A 15,441-nucleotide genomic window follows, 5' to 3' on the forward strand; every position below is an offset into this window, starting at 1 on the left:
CCGCTATCCTATATCGTTCAGTCCCTTCTCTGCAGAAACACCCCCGCCAGCACGGCCGCTCCACCGGCCGCCTGCCAGGCCGTCAAACCTTCCCCCAGGATGATAAAACCGAGCACCGCCGTGGCCACCGGTTCAAAGGTGCTGATGATGGCCGCCCGGGAAGCGCCGATTTCCTTCACGCCCCGCAGAAGGGCGGCCAGGGCCAGCACGGTGCAGACAATGCCCAGCACCCCGATGGCCGCCAGGGCCTGGAGATTGAAAGCCAGGCTGAACTGCCCCCGGACCAGGGACAGGAGGCCCACGGTCAGGGCGACAATGGTGGTCAGATAGGCATTGTAAACCGTTGTTTGTATGCCGGAGAGCAAACGGGTGGTTCCCACCAGGAACACGGCATTGGTCAGGGCGGCGGACAGGGAGAGCAGCACCCCTTTCATATTCAATGCCCCGACCGGTTGTCCCAGAATGACGGCGCAGCCCAGGAAGGTCAGCAAAAGGGCCGCCCCCTTTGGCCATGTTAATGGCTCTTTTAAAAAGAAAAAGGCCAGCATGGTGACTACCGTGGGGTAAAAGTAAAGAAACAAAATGGCCATGGCCCCCGGTATATAACGAAAGGCCTCAAAAAGGGCCAGCACGGTCAGGGTTTGTGCCCCAACGGACAGGATGGACACTATAAACAGCTGCCGCCGGGAGAGCCTCCAGTCGTAACCGCCGGCCAGTACCAGCAGCCAGAAAACGGCCGCCGCCAGGACATAACGGAGAGTCAGAGTGGTCAGAACAGTGGCCCCGCCCTGGTAGGCTATTTTGGCCGCCACTGCCTCGGCACTGAGACAGATGGTGGAGAACAGAACCAGGACCATCCCCAGGCCCTGCCGTCCGGCCGGTTGCTTCCCCTGGTGCAATTTTCCCTTCCTCCATAAAGAACGATATTTTTCTCACAGATTTATAATTGGCTTTTTGGTGCTTCCCTTCCTCCTTTGCCGCTGCAGGTTAACGACAATTTCTTTCCAACAGTCAATACCAGACGGGAGGGAAGCTGCAGAGCTTGTTGAATAATCACATCTAACAACCTCCCGGTGGATAAAAATTAAAAAGGAAAGAAATTATGCTGCAACCTGTCAATTACCGGATTATTGAACAACTCCATAAGAAAAACTCTGTCGTCTACCGTGCCCGCCGCAAGGCAGACGACCGGCCCGTCGTTCTCAAAATACTGAACAGGCGATATCCGGCGCTTGAAGAAACCGCCGGCTTCAAACGGGAGTACGAAATTATCCGCGGCCTGCCCGCAGAAGGGGTTGTTGAAGCATATGCCTTTGAAAGGGACCAGGGTTATCTTGTTATGGTACTGGAAGATTTCGGAGGTGCGTCGCTGGACCGTTTCCGGCCGTTCGTGAAAATGGATTTGCATACCTTCCTGTCTCTTGCCGTCAAGGTGGCCGGGACACTGGATATGATTCACCGGCGGGGGATCATTCACAAAGATATCAACCCGTCCCACATCGTCTGGAATCCGGAAACCGGCCGGGTCAAAATTATCGACTTCGGCATTGCCACAGTTTTGCCCGGGGAAAACCCGGCAGTCTAGTCAACAGTTGACTTATTTACTATACAATATTATACTTACCTTATGAAACATGAACTGGAAAATTATCTACCGATGCGAAAAGCTTGTGAAATTCTGGGCGTCGTACCCATGACCCTGCGCCGGTGGGAAAAGGCAGGTAAAATCCAGGCCACCCGCACTCCTTCCGGCCAAAGGCGCTACGCCCGGAGCGAAATCCTGCGCCTTTTGGGAGAAAATCAGCCCAAAGGCGTTCGGGCCGCAATCTACGCCCGGGTATCTTCGGCGAAACAGGCCGGCGAAGGAAACCTGGAACGCCAAAAGCAGCGTTTAGAAAGATATGCCCGGGAAAAGGGTTACGAGATAAAAGCAGTCATTGCCGAACAGGGTTCAGGACTGAACGAAAAAAGAAAAGGTATCGACCGGATTTTTAAAATGGTCCGCGAAGGGAAAATCGACCTGGTGGTAGTCGAATTCAAAGACAGGCTGGCCCGGTTCGGCTGCAATTACATCGAAAAATACCTCAACGCTTTTGGTGTCCGGGTAGAAGTCGTCAATGGGGCAGAACCGAAATCCCTTCAGGAAGAGCTTGTCGCTGACATGTTAGCCATTCTTTCCAGTTTCAGCGCCAAGTTATACGGCCACCGGAGCAAGGAGTTCCGAAAAAAAGTAAGGGAGGCCATGAAAGACATTGAAGCCGCCGAAAAAGCCGAATAACATGTTCACCATAAAAGGCGTTTTGACCGTGGATGAGCGTATGGCGGCAGTCTTGACCGACTTTATGCGCATCTTTCAGGCTGCCAAGCGTACCGCCTACCAGGCCATCCGCCGGGGCGTCAAACGGGACGAAATCATTTCCTCCCTTCAAGAAAAATTCATCCGCAATGCCCGGTGGTGCCAGTGGGCCTGTGCCGAAGCGGAAGATACCATCCGCTCTCAGAAAGAACTCATCGACATGTACATTCACGACCTGGAGGCGAAAATCAAAAAAGCCGAAGAGAAGCTGGAACGGACGGAAAAGTTTATCCACCGCAAAGGAATTTTAAACAGGATCGAAGAACTGAAGGGCAAGCTTTCTTACTGGCAATCGCATAAAGAAAAAGGTACCGTTCCCCCCGCTGTCTTCGGCGGAAAGAAAAATTTCATTGCTTTGACGAAAGGCAAGCTTTCCAAAGAAGAGTGGCGGGAACTGCGGAGCAATTCCTTTACCAGCGTCGGCCAGGCCAACCAGAAGGGGTTAAAAGGACAGCCGGGCAACGCCAACACGGAAATCTTCTTCGACGGAGAAAATTTCTTACTGAATGTTTACCTGCCCCCGGAAGACGAAGATATAAAACTGGGGCGGGGCATTCCCCGCCGGAAGGAAGACTGGATCACGCTGCCGCTGTCCATACCTGCTTCTTACGTCAAGTACCTGGCTGAATATTTAGCCACCGGCCGGCCCTACACGGTGCAGGTCATCCGCAAAAAGAACCGGTTTTTCTGCCACATTTCCTTTGCTTTGGAAGACAATAAAGAGGTCGACCAGTCATCAAAAATGGGCGGGATAGACTTGAACCCGCAGGTTATTTCGGTAACCATTGTTCATCCCAACGGCAATTACCTGATTTCGCGCAATTTTCCCTGTCCGGACCTGCCCTACGTAAGCCATGAAAAAAGGTTACACATCATCGGCAACCTCTGCAGAGAAATTGCCGGGTGGTTAAAGAAACAGGGTGTCACCCAGGTTGCCCTGGAGGAGCTGTATTTCAATCAGGACCACGACACCAACCGTTTCTTCAACCGGATGAGCCACAACTTTTCGCACCGGGCGATGTTTGTCAATCTGGTCATCCGCTTAAGAAAAGAAGGAATTGCAGTTTTTACGGTAGACCCGAAGTTCACTTCCCTCATCGGGTTTACCAAGTATAAAGACACCTACGGCCTGGCCGTCCACCAGGCTGCCGCCCTGGTCATCGCCAGGCGGGCGCTGGGCTGCAAAGAAAAGCTGCCCAGGGGAGTCAAGAGGCTGCTGGCGCCTAAGGAAGGACAGCCGCACCTTTCCACCTGGGGCAAGCTTTTCGGCATGGTCAAGACTGCCCGCAAAAAAGCCAGGAAAAACGGCGACTATGAAAAGAGTTGGACAATCGAGAATTACCTGACTCACGCAAAGCTAAAAATTGCATAAACTTTCGAGCCTGCCCTTCTCGCCTCGCGCCCGGATTTCCTGGGAGGCCGGGCACCCGTGATAGAAAAGGACAGAATATGTGCATAGATAGAGCAGTGTTCGCGGTTTAGTAACCGTTCAAGGGGAGAGCGGGAGCGGCAGGTAGGCGGGGTAACTCCCCCCTCCGGTATGTGCCCAAGGGGCAGCTCCCTGCGCAAGCAGGAAGTTTGTCCTGCGGGACGGAAAAACGCTGGAGTGCCGCCTTAAAGCCATAAACCTGCCAGGCGCGTATCTGCTCTGCGGATACGCGGGGCTTCCCCTCCGGGGGTTTAAGGTCGGGCCAGACGGTGACGGAGGTAGCCGTCGGCAGTAATACTGTCTGTACGATGAGTACCCTGGTACGAAGTTATATGTTAGTTAACTGATATATAACTTTGTATAGGGAAAGTTGACCTCCTTTGACTGCCAAACCAGATCCAACAACTGCTCGCTTTTGAAAATCCGGTTGGGGTTTTTTGCCAGTAAGGCCAGTATTTCAAACTCTTTCTCTTTGCGGGCAAGGGTGACCGGGACGTCATCACTCCAATGTTCTATTACTATGACACCGCTACGGACAAAGACGGAGATGTTCCGGGCGAACCCTTCACAGTGCAGGATCCTTCGAAATTGGAACTCGAGGCGGAGTATCTGCCCCCGGGCGAGTACCTGTATGGGTTCTATATTGAAGATATCGCGCAAAATGAAACTTGTTCCGAGTTTGTGGACATCTCACTTTCCGCCGGTGACGATACAACACCGCCGACGGTAGCCAGCACGACCCCGGCAAATGGGGCGACCGGAGTACCGGTGGGGCAAACCATTACGGTGAACTTCAGCGAAACGGTGCAACAGGGGAGCAATTTCAGCGGCATTACCCTGAAGGATGGCGGCAACACCGTAGTCAATGCTGTGTACAGTTTAAGCGGCAGCATCCTGACCATCGACCCGGTCGCCAACCTGAACAACAGCGTGTCGTACACGGTCTACCTGCCGGCGGGAGCGGTCAAAGACCGGGCCGGCAACCCTTTGACGACAGGCTACAGCTTCAGCTTTACCGCAGCGGCGGCAGCCACTGGAGGTGGCGGTGGCAGCGGAGGCGGCACTCCGGCGCCACCTGCTGATCAGGTTGAACAAGTAATTTAAGAAATGGTGCGGGGATAAATTAAATCCCCGCACTATTTGTGGTTGCGCCCGGCATGGGCGCTGACCCGGTGGTGCAAGTCCGTTTCAGGTATAGGGGGGTGATGGGTTGTATATGAAAAGATGTCCCTTCTGTGGCGGTTTTTCCTACTCGGCTTCCCTCCGTGAAATGTGGATTTGCCCTTATTGCAACGAAAACCTGTCCTTTGTCCAGGCACAGCAGGCTACGGCCAATCCCATTCCTGACGATTATCCGGAAATCCCCGGTTGTGAGTGCGTTGATGAGAACCCGGGTGACCGTCAGGGCCGGGCGTCATTTAATTTTACCGGAATAGGCTTTTCTAAATGAACGGCCCTTAAGGTTACCCGGCAGCGGTAGGCCAGCACCTGCACCCCTTTTGCTGCAGCCTGGGCCAGGGCGGTAGCAAAAGCGGGGTCCTGCCGCCGGTGGGGGGCGAAGCAAGTGGCATCTTCCCGCTGGACAATAAAGAGCACGGCTGTCTCCATTCCGTCTTTGCGTAACGCGGCCAGTTCCTCCAGGTGCTTTGTCCCCCTTAGGGAAGGGGCATCGGGGAAGAGGGCCACTTTATTTTCCACCAGGGTGACTGATTTTACTTCCAGCAGGCACCGGCCGGCCGGGCCACTTAACATGAAGTCGAAACGGCTGTGGCCCAGGGAATATTCGGGGCGAATCCGGTCATACTGAACAAAGGGCCGGATGGCGCCGGCCTGCAGAGCCCGGGCCACCAGCCTGTTGGGCAGGGTGGCGTCCACGGAAACCAGAATGGGCCTGTGTTCCACCAGGAGCAGGCGGCACGTGGTTTTGTGTCCTTCGTTTTTATGGCGTTTCACCCAGACCCGGGCGCCGGGCACCAGCAGCTCGGCCATGCGGCCGGAACTGGGCACGTGGGCTATTTCCCGCTTGCCCTGCAACGAAATTTCGGCCGCAAAACGGTTCAGCCGGCGTAAGAAAAATGCTTCTTCTGATTTTTCCGGCAGGGGCAGGCAAACGATCATTTAAAAATAAACCTCGCCTGGCAAACAACCTGTTTCATATTTAATTAATTCTCCATAAGGACAGTGTTCCTTTTTGACAGGACCCAAAAATATTTGCCAGGTCAGGAAGGCAATGCTGGAGCCGGGTCGAAAGTTAAGAAAAAGATTAATTTGTTATACTGGTTACCGAAATGGGGCCACTGGTGTGGCCGTATTGATGGGCGGCGGGCCGGCGGCGGCCTGTGCCACGGAAGCCATGCAGGCGCTGGATGCCCCGACCGGGAAAGAGTAATTTATTCGGCAGTGCCGTTCGGGAGCGAGTCATTCCGAACCCCCTTTTGCCGGGGGTTTTTTATTGTCTGGATTATCCAATTACTCTTTTTTGCCGGCCGGAATTTCCATATGGACACCCTTTTCGGGAAAACGACCATGGTTATTACCCTGTTGACAAATATCGACATAATTACCTGTTTTAATAATAATAGGCCAGTTGTATAATTATTTTTAGCAATGGAAGCCATTCGGGGGGGTGATGGTAGCCGGGAAAAAGCTGGTGTGTGTTTGGGAGTGTTGCTGCCGGATGGTCACTGGAATGGTGGAATGGCTTGTGGTTTTCTGGTGGGCCAATATACCCTTATTTGTGCCAAATGGATCGAAGGGGGGAAAAACATGTCTTCCACGCAGCGGTCTTCCCTGTTGAATAGTGAAGACTGGTGGGCTGTCTGGCTGGGTCTGTTTATTTTTGTTCTGGGTCTGGGCAAGCTGGCCGGGATGGACCTGCTGGGCTGGGTGGTCAAAACCAACGTCTGGACTGATCTTTCCAAAGCCCTGTCTCCGGTATCTGATGCCTATAAGGGCATGCCGGGGATTCTCTCCCTGCTGTTGACCTACGTCTTTATGCTGGCTGTAACCACCATTGGTGCCGCCACCATGGGCTGGAATCTGAAAAAATTTGTGGCCGGTTTCACCATCATTTTCTGGATAACCTATGCCTGCTGGATCTGTGGCAATTATGCCTATATCGCCGCCACTCCCGATGTGCTGGCCAGGTTTAAAATTCCCTGGTCCTTAAGTCTTACCGGTGAGGCCGGATTTGTCGTAGCCCTGCTGGTTGGTCTTATACTGGCCAATCTTTTCCCCGCTGTCAGCCGTTTTCTGCAGGAGGCGGCCAGGCCGGAGTGGTTTATCAAGACGGCCATAGTGATTCTGGGCGCCACCATCGGCATCAAGGCTTCTGAATCCATCGGCCTGGCCAGCACGGTGCTTTTCCGGGGCTTCTGCGCCATTGTGGAGGCCTACCTTCTTTACTGGCCCATTGTTTACTTCATCTCCCGCAAGTATTTCCGGTTTACGCCGGAGTGGGCCGCGCCCCTGGCCTCCGGCATATCCATTTGCGGCGTTTCGGCGGCCATTGCCACCGGGGCGGCCATCCGTTCCCGGCCGGTGGTGCCGATCATCGTCTCTTCCCTGGTCATCGTCTTTGCCGTGGTGGAGCTGGTGCTCCTGCCCTGGCTGGCCCAGGGGTTCCTGTTTAACGAGCCCATGGTGGCCGGTGCCTGGATGGGCCTGGCGGTGAAAACCGACGGAGCGGCGGCGGCCAGCGGGGCCATCACCGACGCCCTGGTCCGGGCCAAAGCCATGTCCGTCCTGGGCATTGCCTACGAAAAGGACTGGATTCTCATGGCTGCGGTGACCACCAAGGTTTTCATCGACATCTTTATTGGCATCTGGGCCTTTGTGCTGGCTGTGGTCTGGTGTTACGCCATTGAATGCAAGCCCGGGGAAAAGGTTTCCCCCATGGAAGTATGGTACCGCTTCCCCAAGTTTGTCATTGGTTATGTGTTGACCTTTGTCATCCTCCTGGCTATCGGCCTCTCTTCTCCGGATCTGATGAAAGCGGCCAAGGCCGGCATCGGCCAGGCCGACAGCCTGCGGGGCATCTTCTTTGCCCTGACCTTCTTCTCCATCGGCCTGATTTCCGACTTCCGCAAGCTTCGGGAAGAGGGGATGGGCAAGCTGGCCCTGGTTTATTTGCTATGCCTGTTCGGGTTCATTATCTGGGTGGGGCTGTTCATCTCCTGGATTTTCTTCCACGGTATCCATCCGCCTGTGATCAAAGGCTGACATGTGAACAAAGCCGGTAAAGGTAAAGGACGGAAAGACTGGCAAACGTTTTCAAGGGGGGATTTAAATGCCGGAACCCGCATTACAAAAGCCGCTTCCCGAAGAAGAGCAGTATGTGGAGCTCATGCCGGCGGAGAAAAAGCTTATCGGCTGGAGCCTGGGTTTGGGGATAGTCCTTCTGGTTGTACTGATTCTGGCCAGTGGAAGTCTTTCCTGATATAAAAGATCTATTAAAGCGACCTGCGCCGGCGGGACCTGCCGCCATCAGGGCGGCAGGTCTTTTATATTTATATTTCAACCCGCAGTAAGTTAACGTACCTGGTATGAACTTATTCAGGGTACAGAGTAAGTCTTCATAAAAAGATAAAAACAGTTGAATATTAATATATTAACCAAAAAATTGCCTGCTGTTTGACATTGCCAGGCAGGAATTTCGGGAGTATCATTAAACTTATGACACTGACGGTGGCGGGCTGGAAAACGGCTGGCCACCGGAATTCTCAGGATTCAAATGTAATTTTCCTGTGGCCATTTCACGCAGGATATACCCTGGAGGTGAAGGTAGTTTGTCCTTGTCCAAAACGGAAGTTAACCCAAAGGTAATACCGGCGGAACCGGTGGAAAAACGGAAGCGACCGGCAATGAGCAGGCTATTGCTGTTGTCCTGGGGACACCTGGTCACCGATATGGCCCAGGGAGCCCTGCCCGCCCTTTTGCCGGTATTAAAGCAGGCCTTTGTCCTGTCCTACGCCCAGACCAGCCTGCTGGTACTGGTATCCAACGTGGCTTCTTCTGTCATCCAGCCCCTTTTCGGCTACGTGGCCGACCGGCGCCCGGCCCGCTGGTTGATGCCCGCCGGTTGTCTGGTGGCCGGAATAGGCCTGGCCCTCACCGGCCGATTGCCCTGGTTTGCCCTGCTCCTGGCGGCCGTGGCCATATCCAGCCTGGGGGTGGCCGCCTACCACCCGGAGGGTTCCCGGGAGGCCAACCTGGCCAGCGGCACACGCAAGGGCAGCGGCATGGCCGTGTTTTCCGTGGGGGGGAACCTGGGTTTCGGCCTGGGGTCGCTGTTTATGGCCTGGCTGCTGACCATGGGCGGGCCGCAGGCCACGGTTTATTTTCTTTTGCCCGGCTTGCTCACGGCAGGTCTCCTGACCTTTTACTGGTCCCGGGTTGGTTCGGGGAAAGGGGCGTTGAGGGGTATACCGGCCGGCTCCCCGGTTTCCGCCCCGGGGGAAGCCGCCGGAAAGGCCGGCCGGGTTTCCGGGATCCCGGTTGGCCCGCCGGTTTCCACTACCGGTTCCGGTGTTTCGCCTGTTGGTCGGAAACAAGCCGGAGCGGGAACAACGGGGCGGAAGGAGGCGGGGCCGGACGGTGGCCGGGCCTTTGACCCGCAGGCATACGCTGCCGCTCCGGCCGTTCCGAAAGGCAGGCGGGGTATCCTGGCCGCCTTCTCTTTGCTGCTGGTTTATATTATCTTCCGTTCCTGGCTGCACGCGGGGTTATCCACCTATATACCGCTGTATTATACCGATTACCTGCATGGCGATCCCCATGTGGCCGGCTACTTTGTTTCCGTCTTCCTGCTGGCCGGGGCCCTGGGCACCCTCCTGGGCGGGCCTTTGACCGATGTTCTGGGCGCGCCCCGGGTGATGGCCGGTTCCATGGCCCTGCTCATTCCGCTGATTTACCTCTTTCAGCGTGCCGGCGGCGGTTTTGCCTCCCTGGCGTTGCTGGCCCTGATCGGTATGTCACTGATCAGCACCTTTTCCACCACCATCGTTCTGGGCCAGCAGCTCATGCCTCATAACAAGGGGCTGGCCAGCGGCTTCACCATTGGTTTTGGCGTGGGCATGGGCGGCGTAGGGGTAACCCTGCTGGGGGTGCTGGCCGACCACCTGGGTGTGCCGGCGGTATTCACGGTATTGAACCTGCTGGCCATAGGGGGGCTTTTGCTGGCCCTTTTCCTCGCCTGCCGTTTCCCCCGGGCGGCTGAAATCAGGGAGTAGTTTTAAGCAAAGCAGGGTCACCACCCGGCATTTTCCATCCGGAGCACCACCGGGACATCTCACCTTCCGCCGCGCACCGGGAATATATTATCGGGAAGGGAGGCGAGAGTCTTGTTGCCGGTATCCATCAACATTTTTTTCCTTAAGATAAACGTAATACAAACCGGTGCCGCCATTGGGGTGGGACAGAACTTTTTTCCCGATTGGACGGCCATCAGTAAATCGAATTCAGGGATCGGCTCCCAGTATGGGGATGCCAGTGATGTGGATGGGAGCAACATTGTTTTCGATGACAGCGATTTAACCGATATGCCCGTCTGCCAGCAGCGGCGCCTGCCGGTGAACATGGGGGAGGTGAAGTAAATGCCGGTGATTTTCTTTCCGGTTCAGATCAACATGCTTGGTTTTAAAGTAAATACGATGGAACATAACTCTTCGATCAGCTTTGGCTCTTCCATAGTTACCGACCTGAGCGTGTTCACCAAGTCCAACACCAGTACGGGCGCCCAGAATGGCGATTTTCCCGCCAGTTTCTCCCTGGGGGCTTTGAATGATTCGGACATCTTTGATGCCACCCAGTCCAAAGGGAGCGTTATATAAAGACCGCGTTATTATGCATCACCCTCCATATGGGGTGCCGGTGCCCGTCCTGCCGGCGAACAGGACGTAGAGAACCGATGGTATTGCCGGGAACAAATCCGCCCGGCCATTTTTATTTATTTTTCAGGAAAACGGGTGTTGTATTATTATGCATTTAAATTTATAATTATAAAGCAATCGGGTATGTAGCAGACCATTGATACTACCGTAAAGAAAGGAGTACACCGGTGACCGTAAGCCCGCCCCGGCGGGTTTAATCAATGCACCGGGCCGATTATGGTTAAAGCGAGTGTCATTGGCGCCACCGGCTATGCCGGGGCCGAACTGGTCAGGTTGTTGAGCTCCCACCCGGCAGTGCAGCTGGTGGGCCTGACCACCCAGAGTTATGCCGGCCAGGCCTTCTGGGAGGTTTATCCCCACCTTTACGGTTATGTGGATATAATCTGCCGGGAGCAGGATCTGCCGGCTTTGCTGGCGGAAAGCGACGTTGTTTTCACCGCCCTGCCCCACGGCCACGCCATGGCCGTGGCCCGGGAGGTGCTGCAGGCCGGCAGGGCACTGGTGGACCTGGGGGCCGACTTCCGCCTGCATGAGGTGCAGGTTTACCAGGACTGGTACCGGCTGGAGCATACGGCCCCGGAGCTGTTGCCCCGGGCGGTGTACGGCCTGCCGGAAATCCACCGGGAGAAAATCCGTTCCGCCCGCCTGGTGGCCAATCCGGGCTGTTATCCCACCTCGGCCATACTGGCCCTGGCCCCGCTCCTGAAAAGGGGCCTGGTAGATACGGATACCATAGTGATAGATTCTAAATCCGGTGTCTCCGGCGCCGGGCGGGGCCTGTCCCTGACCACCCATTACTGTGAAGTCAACGAAAGCATCAAGGCCTACGGGGTGGCCTCCCACCGCCATACCCCGGAGATGGAGCAGGAGCTGAGCGGCCTGGCCGGGAAAAGGGTGGTCATTTCCTTTACCCCCCACCTGACGCCCATGAACCGGGGTATTTTGAGCACCATTTATGCCCGGCTGCTCATGTCTTTGGGCCAGGAGGAAATTTTGAGCCTGTACCGGGAATTCTACCGGGAGGCGAAATTTGTCCGGGTGTTGCCTGCCGGGATGCTGCCGGCCACCAAAATGGTGGTGGGTTCCAACCACTGTGACATCGGCCTGGTGGTTGATTCCCGCACCGGCCGGGTGGTGGTGGTGTCGGCCATTGACAACCTGATCAAGGGTGCTGCCGGACAGGCGGTGCAGAATATGAATATAATGTTCGGCCTGCCGGAGGATACGGGGCTGGCCGGTCCGGGTATGTACCCGTAATGTGACCGCAAGCACAACCGGCTTTGACGGTCGATCCTCCGGCGACCGGTAGCCGAAGTCCAACGACTGAAAAGGGGGTTTTATTTTGACCGGGCAATGGGAAGAAATTACCGGCGGTGTAACTGCGCCAGAGGGGTTCCTGGCCGCGGGGGTGGCCGCCGGCGTTAAATACAAGGGAAGGCGGGACCTGGCTTTAATTGTTTCCGAGGTTCCGGCCAGCGCGGCCGGGGTGTTTACCACCAACCTGGTAAAGGGCGCCCCGGTGCTGGTGACCATGGAGCGTATCTCCCGGGGGCGTGCCCGGGCCATAGTGGTGAACAGCGGCAATGCCAATACCTGCAACGGGGAACAGGGTATCGTGGATGCCAGGGCCATGGCCATTGAGACGGCCCGGGTATTGAATATTCCCGAAGAGGATGTCCTGGTGGCCTCCACCGGGGTGATCGGATTGCCCCTGCCCATGGACCGCATCCTGCCGGGCATTGCGGCCGCTGCCCGGGAACTGGGACCGGACGGGGGGGCGGCGGCCGCCGAGGCCATCATGACCACCGACACCGAGCCCAAGGAGGCGGCGGTGTCCCTCATCTTAAGCGGCCGCCGGGTGACCATAGGTGGTTGTGCCAAGGGTTCCGGGATGGTCCATCCCAGCATGGCCACCATGCTCTGCTTTATCACCACCGATGCCGCCGTTCCGGCGTCCTGCCTGCAGGAAATGCTGCGCTACGCGGTTGACCGTTCTTTCAACATGATCAGTGTGGACGGGGATACCAGCACCAACGATATGGTCCTGGCCCTGGCCAATGGCCGGGCCGGTAACCCGGAAATCACCGCTGCCGGTCATGACTATTACCTTTTTCGGGACGCCCTGACTGCCGTATGCACCCGGCTGGCCCGGGCGGTGGCCGGGGACGGGGAGGGGGCCACCAAACTGCTGGAAGTGAAGGTGATCAACGCCCCCACGGAAAAGGACGCCCGCCTGGCCGCCCGGGCGGTGGTTTCTTCGGACCTGGTCAAGACGGCCATTTACGGCCGGGATGCCAACTGGGGGCGCATCATCTGCGCCGCCGGTTACTCCGGAGCCCAATTCGACCCGGACCGGGTGGATATTTTCCTGGGAGACGTCCCGGTGGCCAAAAACGGTGCGGCCCTGCCCTTTGACGAGGAGGCGGCCGGGCAGGTGCTGGCGGGAGATGAGGTGAAGGTGCTGATCGATCTGCATGCCGGGGGGCATGAAGCCACGGCCTGGGGCTGCGACCTGACCGAGGAATATATCAACATCAACGCCCACTACCGGACATAATGGGGGTGTCTTGTTGCTCAGCGCGCAGGAGAAGGCGGGCATCCTGGTGGAGGCCCTGCCCTACATAAAAAAGTTTTACGGCAAGACGGTGGTCATCAAATACGGCGGTCACGCCATGGTGGACTGCGAGTTGAAAAAAGCGGTATTGACCGACGTGGTCCTGATGAAATATGTGGGCATCCATCCGGTTATCGTCCACGGCGGGGGACCGGAAATTACGGCCATGCTCAAAAAGCTGGGCATTGAATCGCGCTTTGTGGGCGGCCTGCGGGTTACCGATGAGGCGACCATGGAGATTGTGGAAATGGTCCTGGCCGGCAAGCTCAATAAAGAAATCGTGGCCATGATCAACCGCTTCGGCGGCAAGGCCGTGGGCCTCTCGGGCAAGGATGCCTGCCTTTTGCAGGCGGTTAAAAAGCCGGGCAAGGTTTACCAGCCCGACGGGACGGTGGAAATGGTGGATATCGGCTATGTGGGCCAGGTGAAAAAGGTGAACCCGGCCATTGTGGACACCCTGATCCGGGAGGGTTATATCCCGGTGGTTTCCCCGGTGGCCGTGGGCGCCGAGGGGGAAAGCTACAACGTCAACGCCGACACCGCCGCTGCGGAACTGGCCGTGGCCCTGAATGCCGACAAATTGATCATCCTGACCGATGTGGAGGGTGTCCTGGAGGACAGGAATAACAGGGATTCCCTCCTGTCGGTTATCCGGGCGGATGATGTTCCCGATTTAATTGCCCGGGGAATTATTGAGGGCGGGATGATTCCCAAGGTGGAGTGCTGTACCGCCGCCCTTTACGGCGGCGTGAACACCACCCACATTCTGGACGGGCGGGTGCCCCACTCCATTTTGCTGGAAGTGTTTACGGATAAGGGCATCGGGACCATGGTGGTGCGGTAAATGACGGGTCACGGAACCTGATAGGGATATCTGGATGAAGGGAGTACAAAAATGACCGGTGCAGAGATAATCCAGTTAACCGATCAATATGTAATGCACACGTACGGGCGCCTGCCCCTGGCCCTGGTGCGGGGAGAGGGCGCCCGGGTGTGGGATGCGGACGGGAAGGAATACCTGGACTTTGTGGCCGGCCTGGCCGTCTGCTCCCTGGGTCACTGCCACCCGGCGGTGGTGGAGGCCATAGCCGCCCAGGCCCGCACATTGATCCATGTTTCCAACCTCTATTACATTGAGCCCCAGGCCCGGCTGGCCAGGCTGCTGGTGGAGAATTCCTGCGGCGACCGGGTGTTTTTCTGCAACAGCGGCGCCGAGGCCAACGAGGCGGCCATCAAACTGGCCCGCAAGTACGGCAAGCTCCACGGCGGTCCGGAGAAATATGAGATTATCACCGCCCTGCAGTCCTTCCACGGCCGTACCCTGGCGGCCATCACCGCCACGGCCCAGCCCAAATACCAGCAGGGCTTCGAGCCCCTGCCGGCGGGCTTTAAATATGTACCCTTCAACGATGTGGAAGCCCTTTCCCGGGCCGTGGATTCCCGCACCTGTGCCGTGCTTCTGGAGCCGGTGCAGGGTGAAGGCGGGGTGCATGTGGCCACGCAGGCATTTTTAAAAACGGCCCGGGATCTCTGCCACCGCCACGGCGCGCTGCTAATTTTCGACGAGGTGCAGTGCGGCCTGGGGCGCACGGGCAAATTCCTGGCCTACCAGCATTACGGCGTGGAGCCCGACATTTTCACCCTGGCCAAGGCCCTGGGCGGCGGCTTTCCCATTGGGGCCATGGTGGCCAGGGAAGAGGTGGCGGCAGCTTTTAAACCCGGGGATCACGCCTCCACCTTCGGCGGCAACCCCCTGGCCTGTGCTGCCGGCCTGGCGGCCATGGAGTACCTGCTGGGTGAGGGCGTGGTGGAAAACGCCGCCCGGGTGGGGGCTTACTTCCAGGAGCGCCTTTCGGAACTGGCGCACCGGTTCCCCTTCATCCGGGAGGTGCGCGGCCGGGGCCTGATGCTGGGGGTGGAGCTGTCCGTGGCAGGCAAAGAAATTGTGGACCGCTGCCGGGAACGGGGTCTTTTAATCAACTGTGTGGACGGCCACATCCTGCGCTTCCTGCCCCCCCTGATCATCACCCCGGCCGATGTGGATGCAGCCATCGCCATCCTGTCCGGCGTCATGGGTGAGATAAAATGTTAGGGACAACGCCGTGTCTTAAGCGCGTTGACCGCAATTATTACCCCCATTTTCAGGTAACCG

Annotated in this window: 17 protein-coding genes; 14 read left to right on the plus strand and 3 right to left on the minus strand. The window is 57.0% G+C overall.

The window, feature by feature from the left end; translation table 11 throughout:
• Positions 1-17: 17 nt before the first annotated feature.
• A complete protein-coding gene (locus tag GFC01_RS02225; protein WP_152945017.1) occupies positions 18-899 on the minus strand; it encodes a DMT family transporter in 882 nt (293 codons plus the stop codon).
• Positions 900-1,102: 203 nt separating this feature from the next.
• On the opposite strand from GFC01_RS02225, the gene GFC01_RS02230 reads away from it, so the two are divergent.
• The 3 genes from GFC01_RS02230 (at position 1,103) to GFC01_RS02240 (ending at position 3,728) form a co-directional block, all read left to right on the plus strand.
• Positions 1,103-1,585 (plus strand): serine/threonine protein kinase, encoded by a 483-nt coding sequence (locus GFC01_RS02230; protein WP_243137159.1) that lies wholly within the window; start codon positions 1,103-1,105, stop codon positions 1,583-1,585.
• A gap of 72 nt (positions 1,586-1,657) precedes the next feature.
• Positions 1,658-2,278: an IS607 family transposase gene (locus tag GFC01_RS02235; RefSeq protein ID WP_243137160.1), complete on the plus strand. Its 621-nt coding sequence runs from the start codon at positions 1,658-1,660 to the stop codon at positions 2,276-2,278.
• A 1-nt stretch (position 2,279) separates the two neighbouring features.
• Positions 2,280-3,728 carry a transposase gene (locus GFC01_RS02240; protein ID WP_152945019.1) on the plus strand — a complete coding sequence of 483 codons (1,449 nt, stop codon included), beginning with the start codon at positions 2,280-2,282 and terminating at the stop codon, positions 3,726-3,728.
• Between the two features lie 396 nt (positions 3,729-4,124).
• Here the strand turns inward: GFC01_RS02240 and GFC01_RS19200 are convergent, their stop codons facing one another.
• Positions 4,125-4,394, minus strand: a complete 270-nt coding sequence (locus GFC01_RS19200) for a helix-turn-helix domain-containing protein (RefSeq protein WP_341473714.1) — start codon at positions 4,392-4,394, stop codon at positions 4,125-4,127.
• Here GFC01_RS19200 and GFC01_RS02250 point away from each other — a divergent pair.
• A complete protein-coding gene (locus GFC01_RS02250) occupies positions 4,293-4,889 on the plus strand; it encodes an Ig-like domain-containing domain (protein ID WP_152945020.1) in 597 nt (198 codons plus the stop codon). The genes GFC01_RS19200 and GFC01_RS02250 overlap by 102 nt on opposite strands.
• A 297-nt stretch (positions 4,890-5,186) precedes the next feature.
• Here GFC01_RS02250 and sfsA read toward each other — a convergent pair whose 3' ends face one another.
• Positions 5,187-5,903, minus strand: a complete 717-nt coding sequence (gene sfsA / locus GFC01_RS02255; RefSeq protein WP_152945021.1) for a DNA/RNA nuclease SfsA — start codon at positions 5,901-5,903, stop codon at positions 5,187-5,189.
• Between the two features lie 112 nt (positions 5,904-6,015).
• Here sfsA and GFC01_RS18685 point away from each other — a divergent pair, with 112 nt between their 5' ends.
• From GFC01_RS18685 to GFC01_RS02300, 10 genes are all read left to right on the plus strand, one after another.
• Positions 6,016-6,174, plus strand: a complete 159-nt coding sequence (locus GFC01_RS18685; protein WP_194174756.1) for a hypothetical protein — start codon at positions 6,016-6,018, stop codon at positions 6,172-6,174.
• A gap of 377 nt (positions 6,175-6,551) precedes the next feature.
• Entirely contained in the window at positions 6,552-8,006 is a 1,455-nt protein-coding gene (locus GFC01_RS02265; protein WP_152945022.1) for a putative sulfate exporter family transporter, read from the plus strand.
• Positions 8,007-8,073: 67 nt separating this feature from the next.
• A complete protein-coding gene (locus GFC01_RS18690; RefSeq protein ID WP_194174757.1) occupies positions 8,074-8,223 on the plus strand; it encodes a hypothetical protein in 150 nt (49 codons plus the stop codon).
• 424 nt (positions 8,224-8,647) lie between these two features.
• Positions 8,648-10,015, plus strand: a complete 1,368-nt coding sequence (locus GFC01_RS02270; protein ID WP_152945023.1) for an MFS transporter — start codon at positions 8,648-8,650, stop codon at positions 10,013-10,015.
• Positions 10,016-10,126: 111 nt separating this feature from the next.
• Complete coding sequence (locus GFC01_RS02275) at positions 10,127-10,378, plus strand: hypothetical protein (protein WP_152945024.1); 252 nt, start codon at positions 10,127-10,129, stop codon at positions 10,376-10,378.
• Complete coding sequence (locus GFC01_RS02280; protein WP_152945025.1) at positions 10,379-10,615, plus strand: hypothetical protein; 237 nt, start codon at positions 10,379-10,381, stop codon at positions 10,613-10,615.
• 276 nt (positions 10,616-10,891) lie between these two features.
• Positions 10,892-11,932 (plus strand): N-acetyl-gamma-glutamyl-phosphate reductase, encoded by a 1,041-nt coding sequence (gene argC, locus GFC01_RS02285; protein ID WP_152945026.1) that lies wholly within the window; start codon positions 10,892-10,894, stop codon positions 11,930-11,932.
• 85 nt (positions 11,933-12,017) lie between these two features.
• On the plus strand, positions 12,018-13,232 hold the full coding sequence (gene argJ / locus GFC01_RS02290; protein WP_152945027.1) for a bifunctional glutamate N-acetyltransferase/amino-acid acetyltransferase ArgJ: 1,215 nt from the start codon (positions 12,018-12,020) through the stop codon (positions 13,230-13,232).
• 13 nt (positions 13,233-13,245) lie between these two features.
• Positions 13,246-14,133, plus strand: a complete 888-nt coding sequence (gene argB, locus GFC01_RS02295; protein ID WP_152945028.1) for an acetylglutamate kinase — start codon at positions 13,246-13,248, stop codon at positions 14,131-14,133.
• Between the two features lie 51 nt (positions 14,134-14,184).
• Positions 14,185-15,381, plus strand: a complete 1,197-nt coding sequence (locus GFC01_RS02300) for an acetylornithine transaminase (protein WP_152945029.1) — start codon at positions 14,185-14,187, stop codon at positions 15,379-15,381.
• The last annotated feature ends 60 nt before the right edge of the window (positions 15,382-15,441 follow it).

It is taken from the genome of Desulfofundulus thermobenzoicus (genome assembly GCF_009428905.1).
GTDB classification, from domain to species: Bacteria; Bacillota; Desulfotomaculia; order Desulfotomaculales; family Desulfovirgulaceae; genus Desulfofundulus_A; species Desulfofundulus_A thermobenzoicus.

What these genes read in the sequence shown, in the direction of transcription:
- GFC01_RS02230 (WP_243137159.1), top strand. Translation starts at nt 1,103, where the DNA reads ATGCTGCAACCTGTCAATTACCGGATTATTGAACAACTCCATAAGAAA.
- GFC01_RS02235 (WP_243137160.1), top strand. Translation starts at nt 1,658, where the DNA reads ATGCGAAAAGCTTGTGAAATTCTGGGCGTCGTACCCATGACCCTGCGC.
- GFC01_RS02240 (WP_152945019.1), top strand. Translation starts at nt 2,280, where the DNA reads ATGTTCACCATAAAAGGCGTTTTGACCGTGGATGAGCGTATGGCGGCA.
- GFC01_RS02250 (WP_152945020.1), top strand. Translation starts at nt 4,293, where the DNA reads ATGTTCTATTACTATGACACCGCTACGGACAAAGACGGAGATGTTCCG.
- sfsA (WP_152945021.1), bottom strand. Translation starts at nt 5,903, where the DNA reads ATGATCGTTTGCCTGCCCCTGCCGGAAAAATCAGAAGAAGCATTTTTC.
- GFC01_RS18685 (WP_194174756.1), top strand. Translation starts at nt 6,016, where the DNA reads ATGCTGGAGCCGGGTCGAAAGTTAAGAAAAAGATTAATTTGTTATACT.
- GFC01_RS02265 (WP_152945022.1), top strand. Translation starts at nt 6,552, where the DNA reads ATGTCTTCCACGCAGCGGTCTTCCCTGTTGAATAGTGAAGACTGGTGG.
- GFC01_RS18690 (WP_194174757.1), top strand. Translation starts at nt 8,074, where the DNA reads ATGCCGGAACCCGCATTACAAAAGCCGCTTCCCGAAGAAGAGCAGTAT.
- GFC01_RS02270 (WP_152945023.1), top strand. Translation starts at nt 8,648, where the DNA reads ATGAGCAGGCTATTGCTGTTGTCCTGGGGACACCTGGTCACCGATATG.
- GFC01_RS02280 (WP_152945025.1), top strand. Translation starts at nt 10,379, where the DNA reads ATGCCGGTGATTTTCTTTCCGGTTCAGATCAACATGCTTGGTTTTAAA.
- argC (WP_152945026.1), top strand. Translation starts at nt 10,892, where the DNA reads ATGGTTAAAGCGAGTGTCATTGGCGCCACCGGCTATGCCGGGGCCGAA.
- GFC01_RS02300 (WP_152945029.1), top strand. Translation starts at nt 14,185, where the DNA reads ATGACCGGTGCAGAGATAATCCAGTTAACCGATCAATATGTAATGCAC.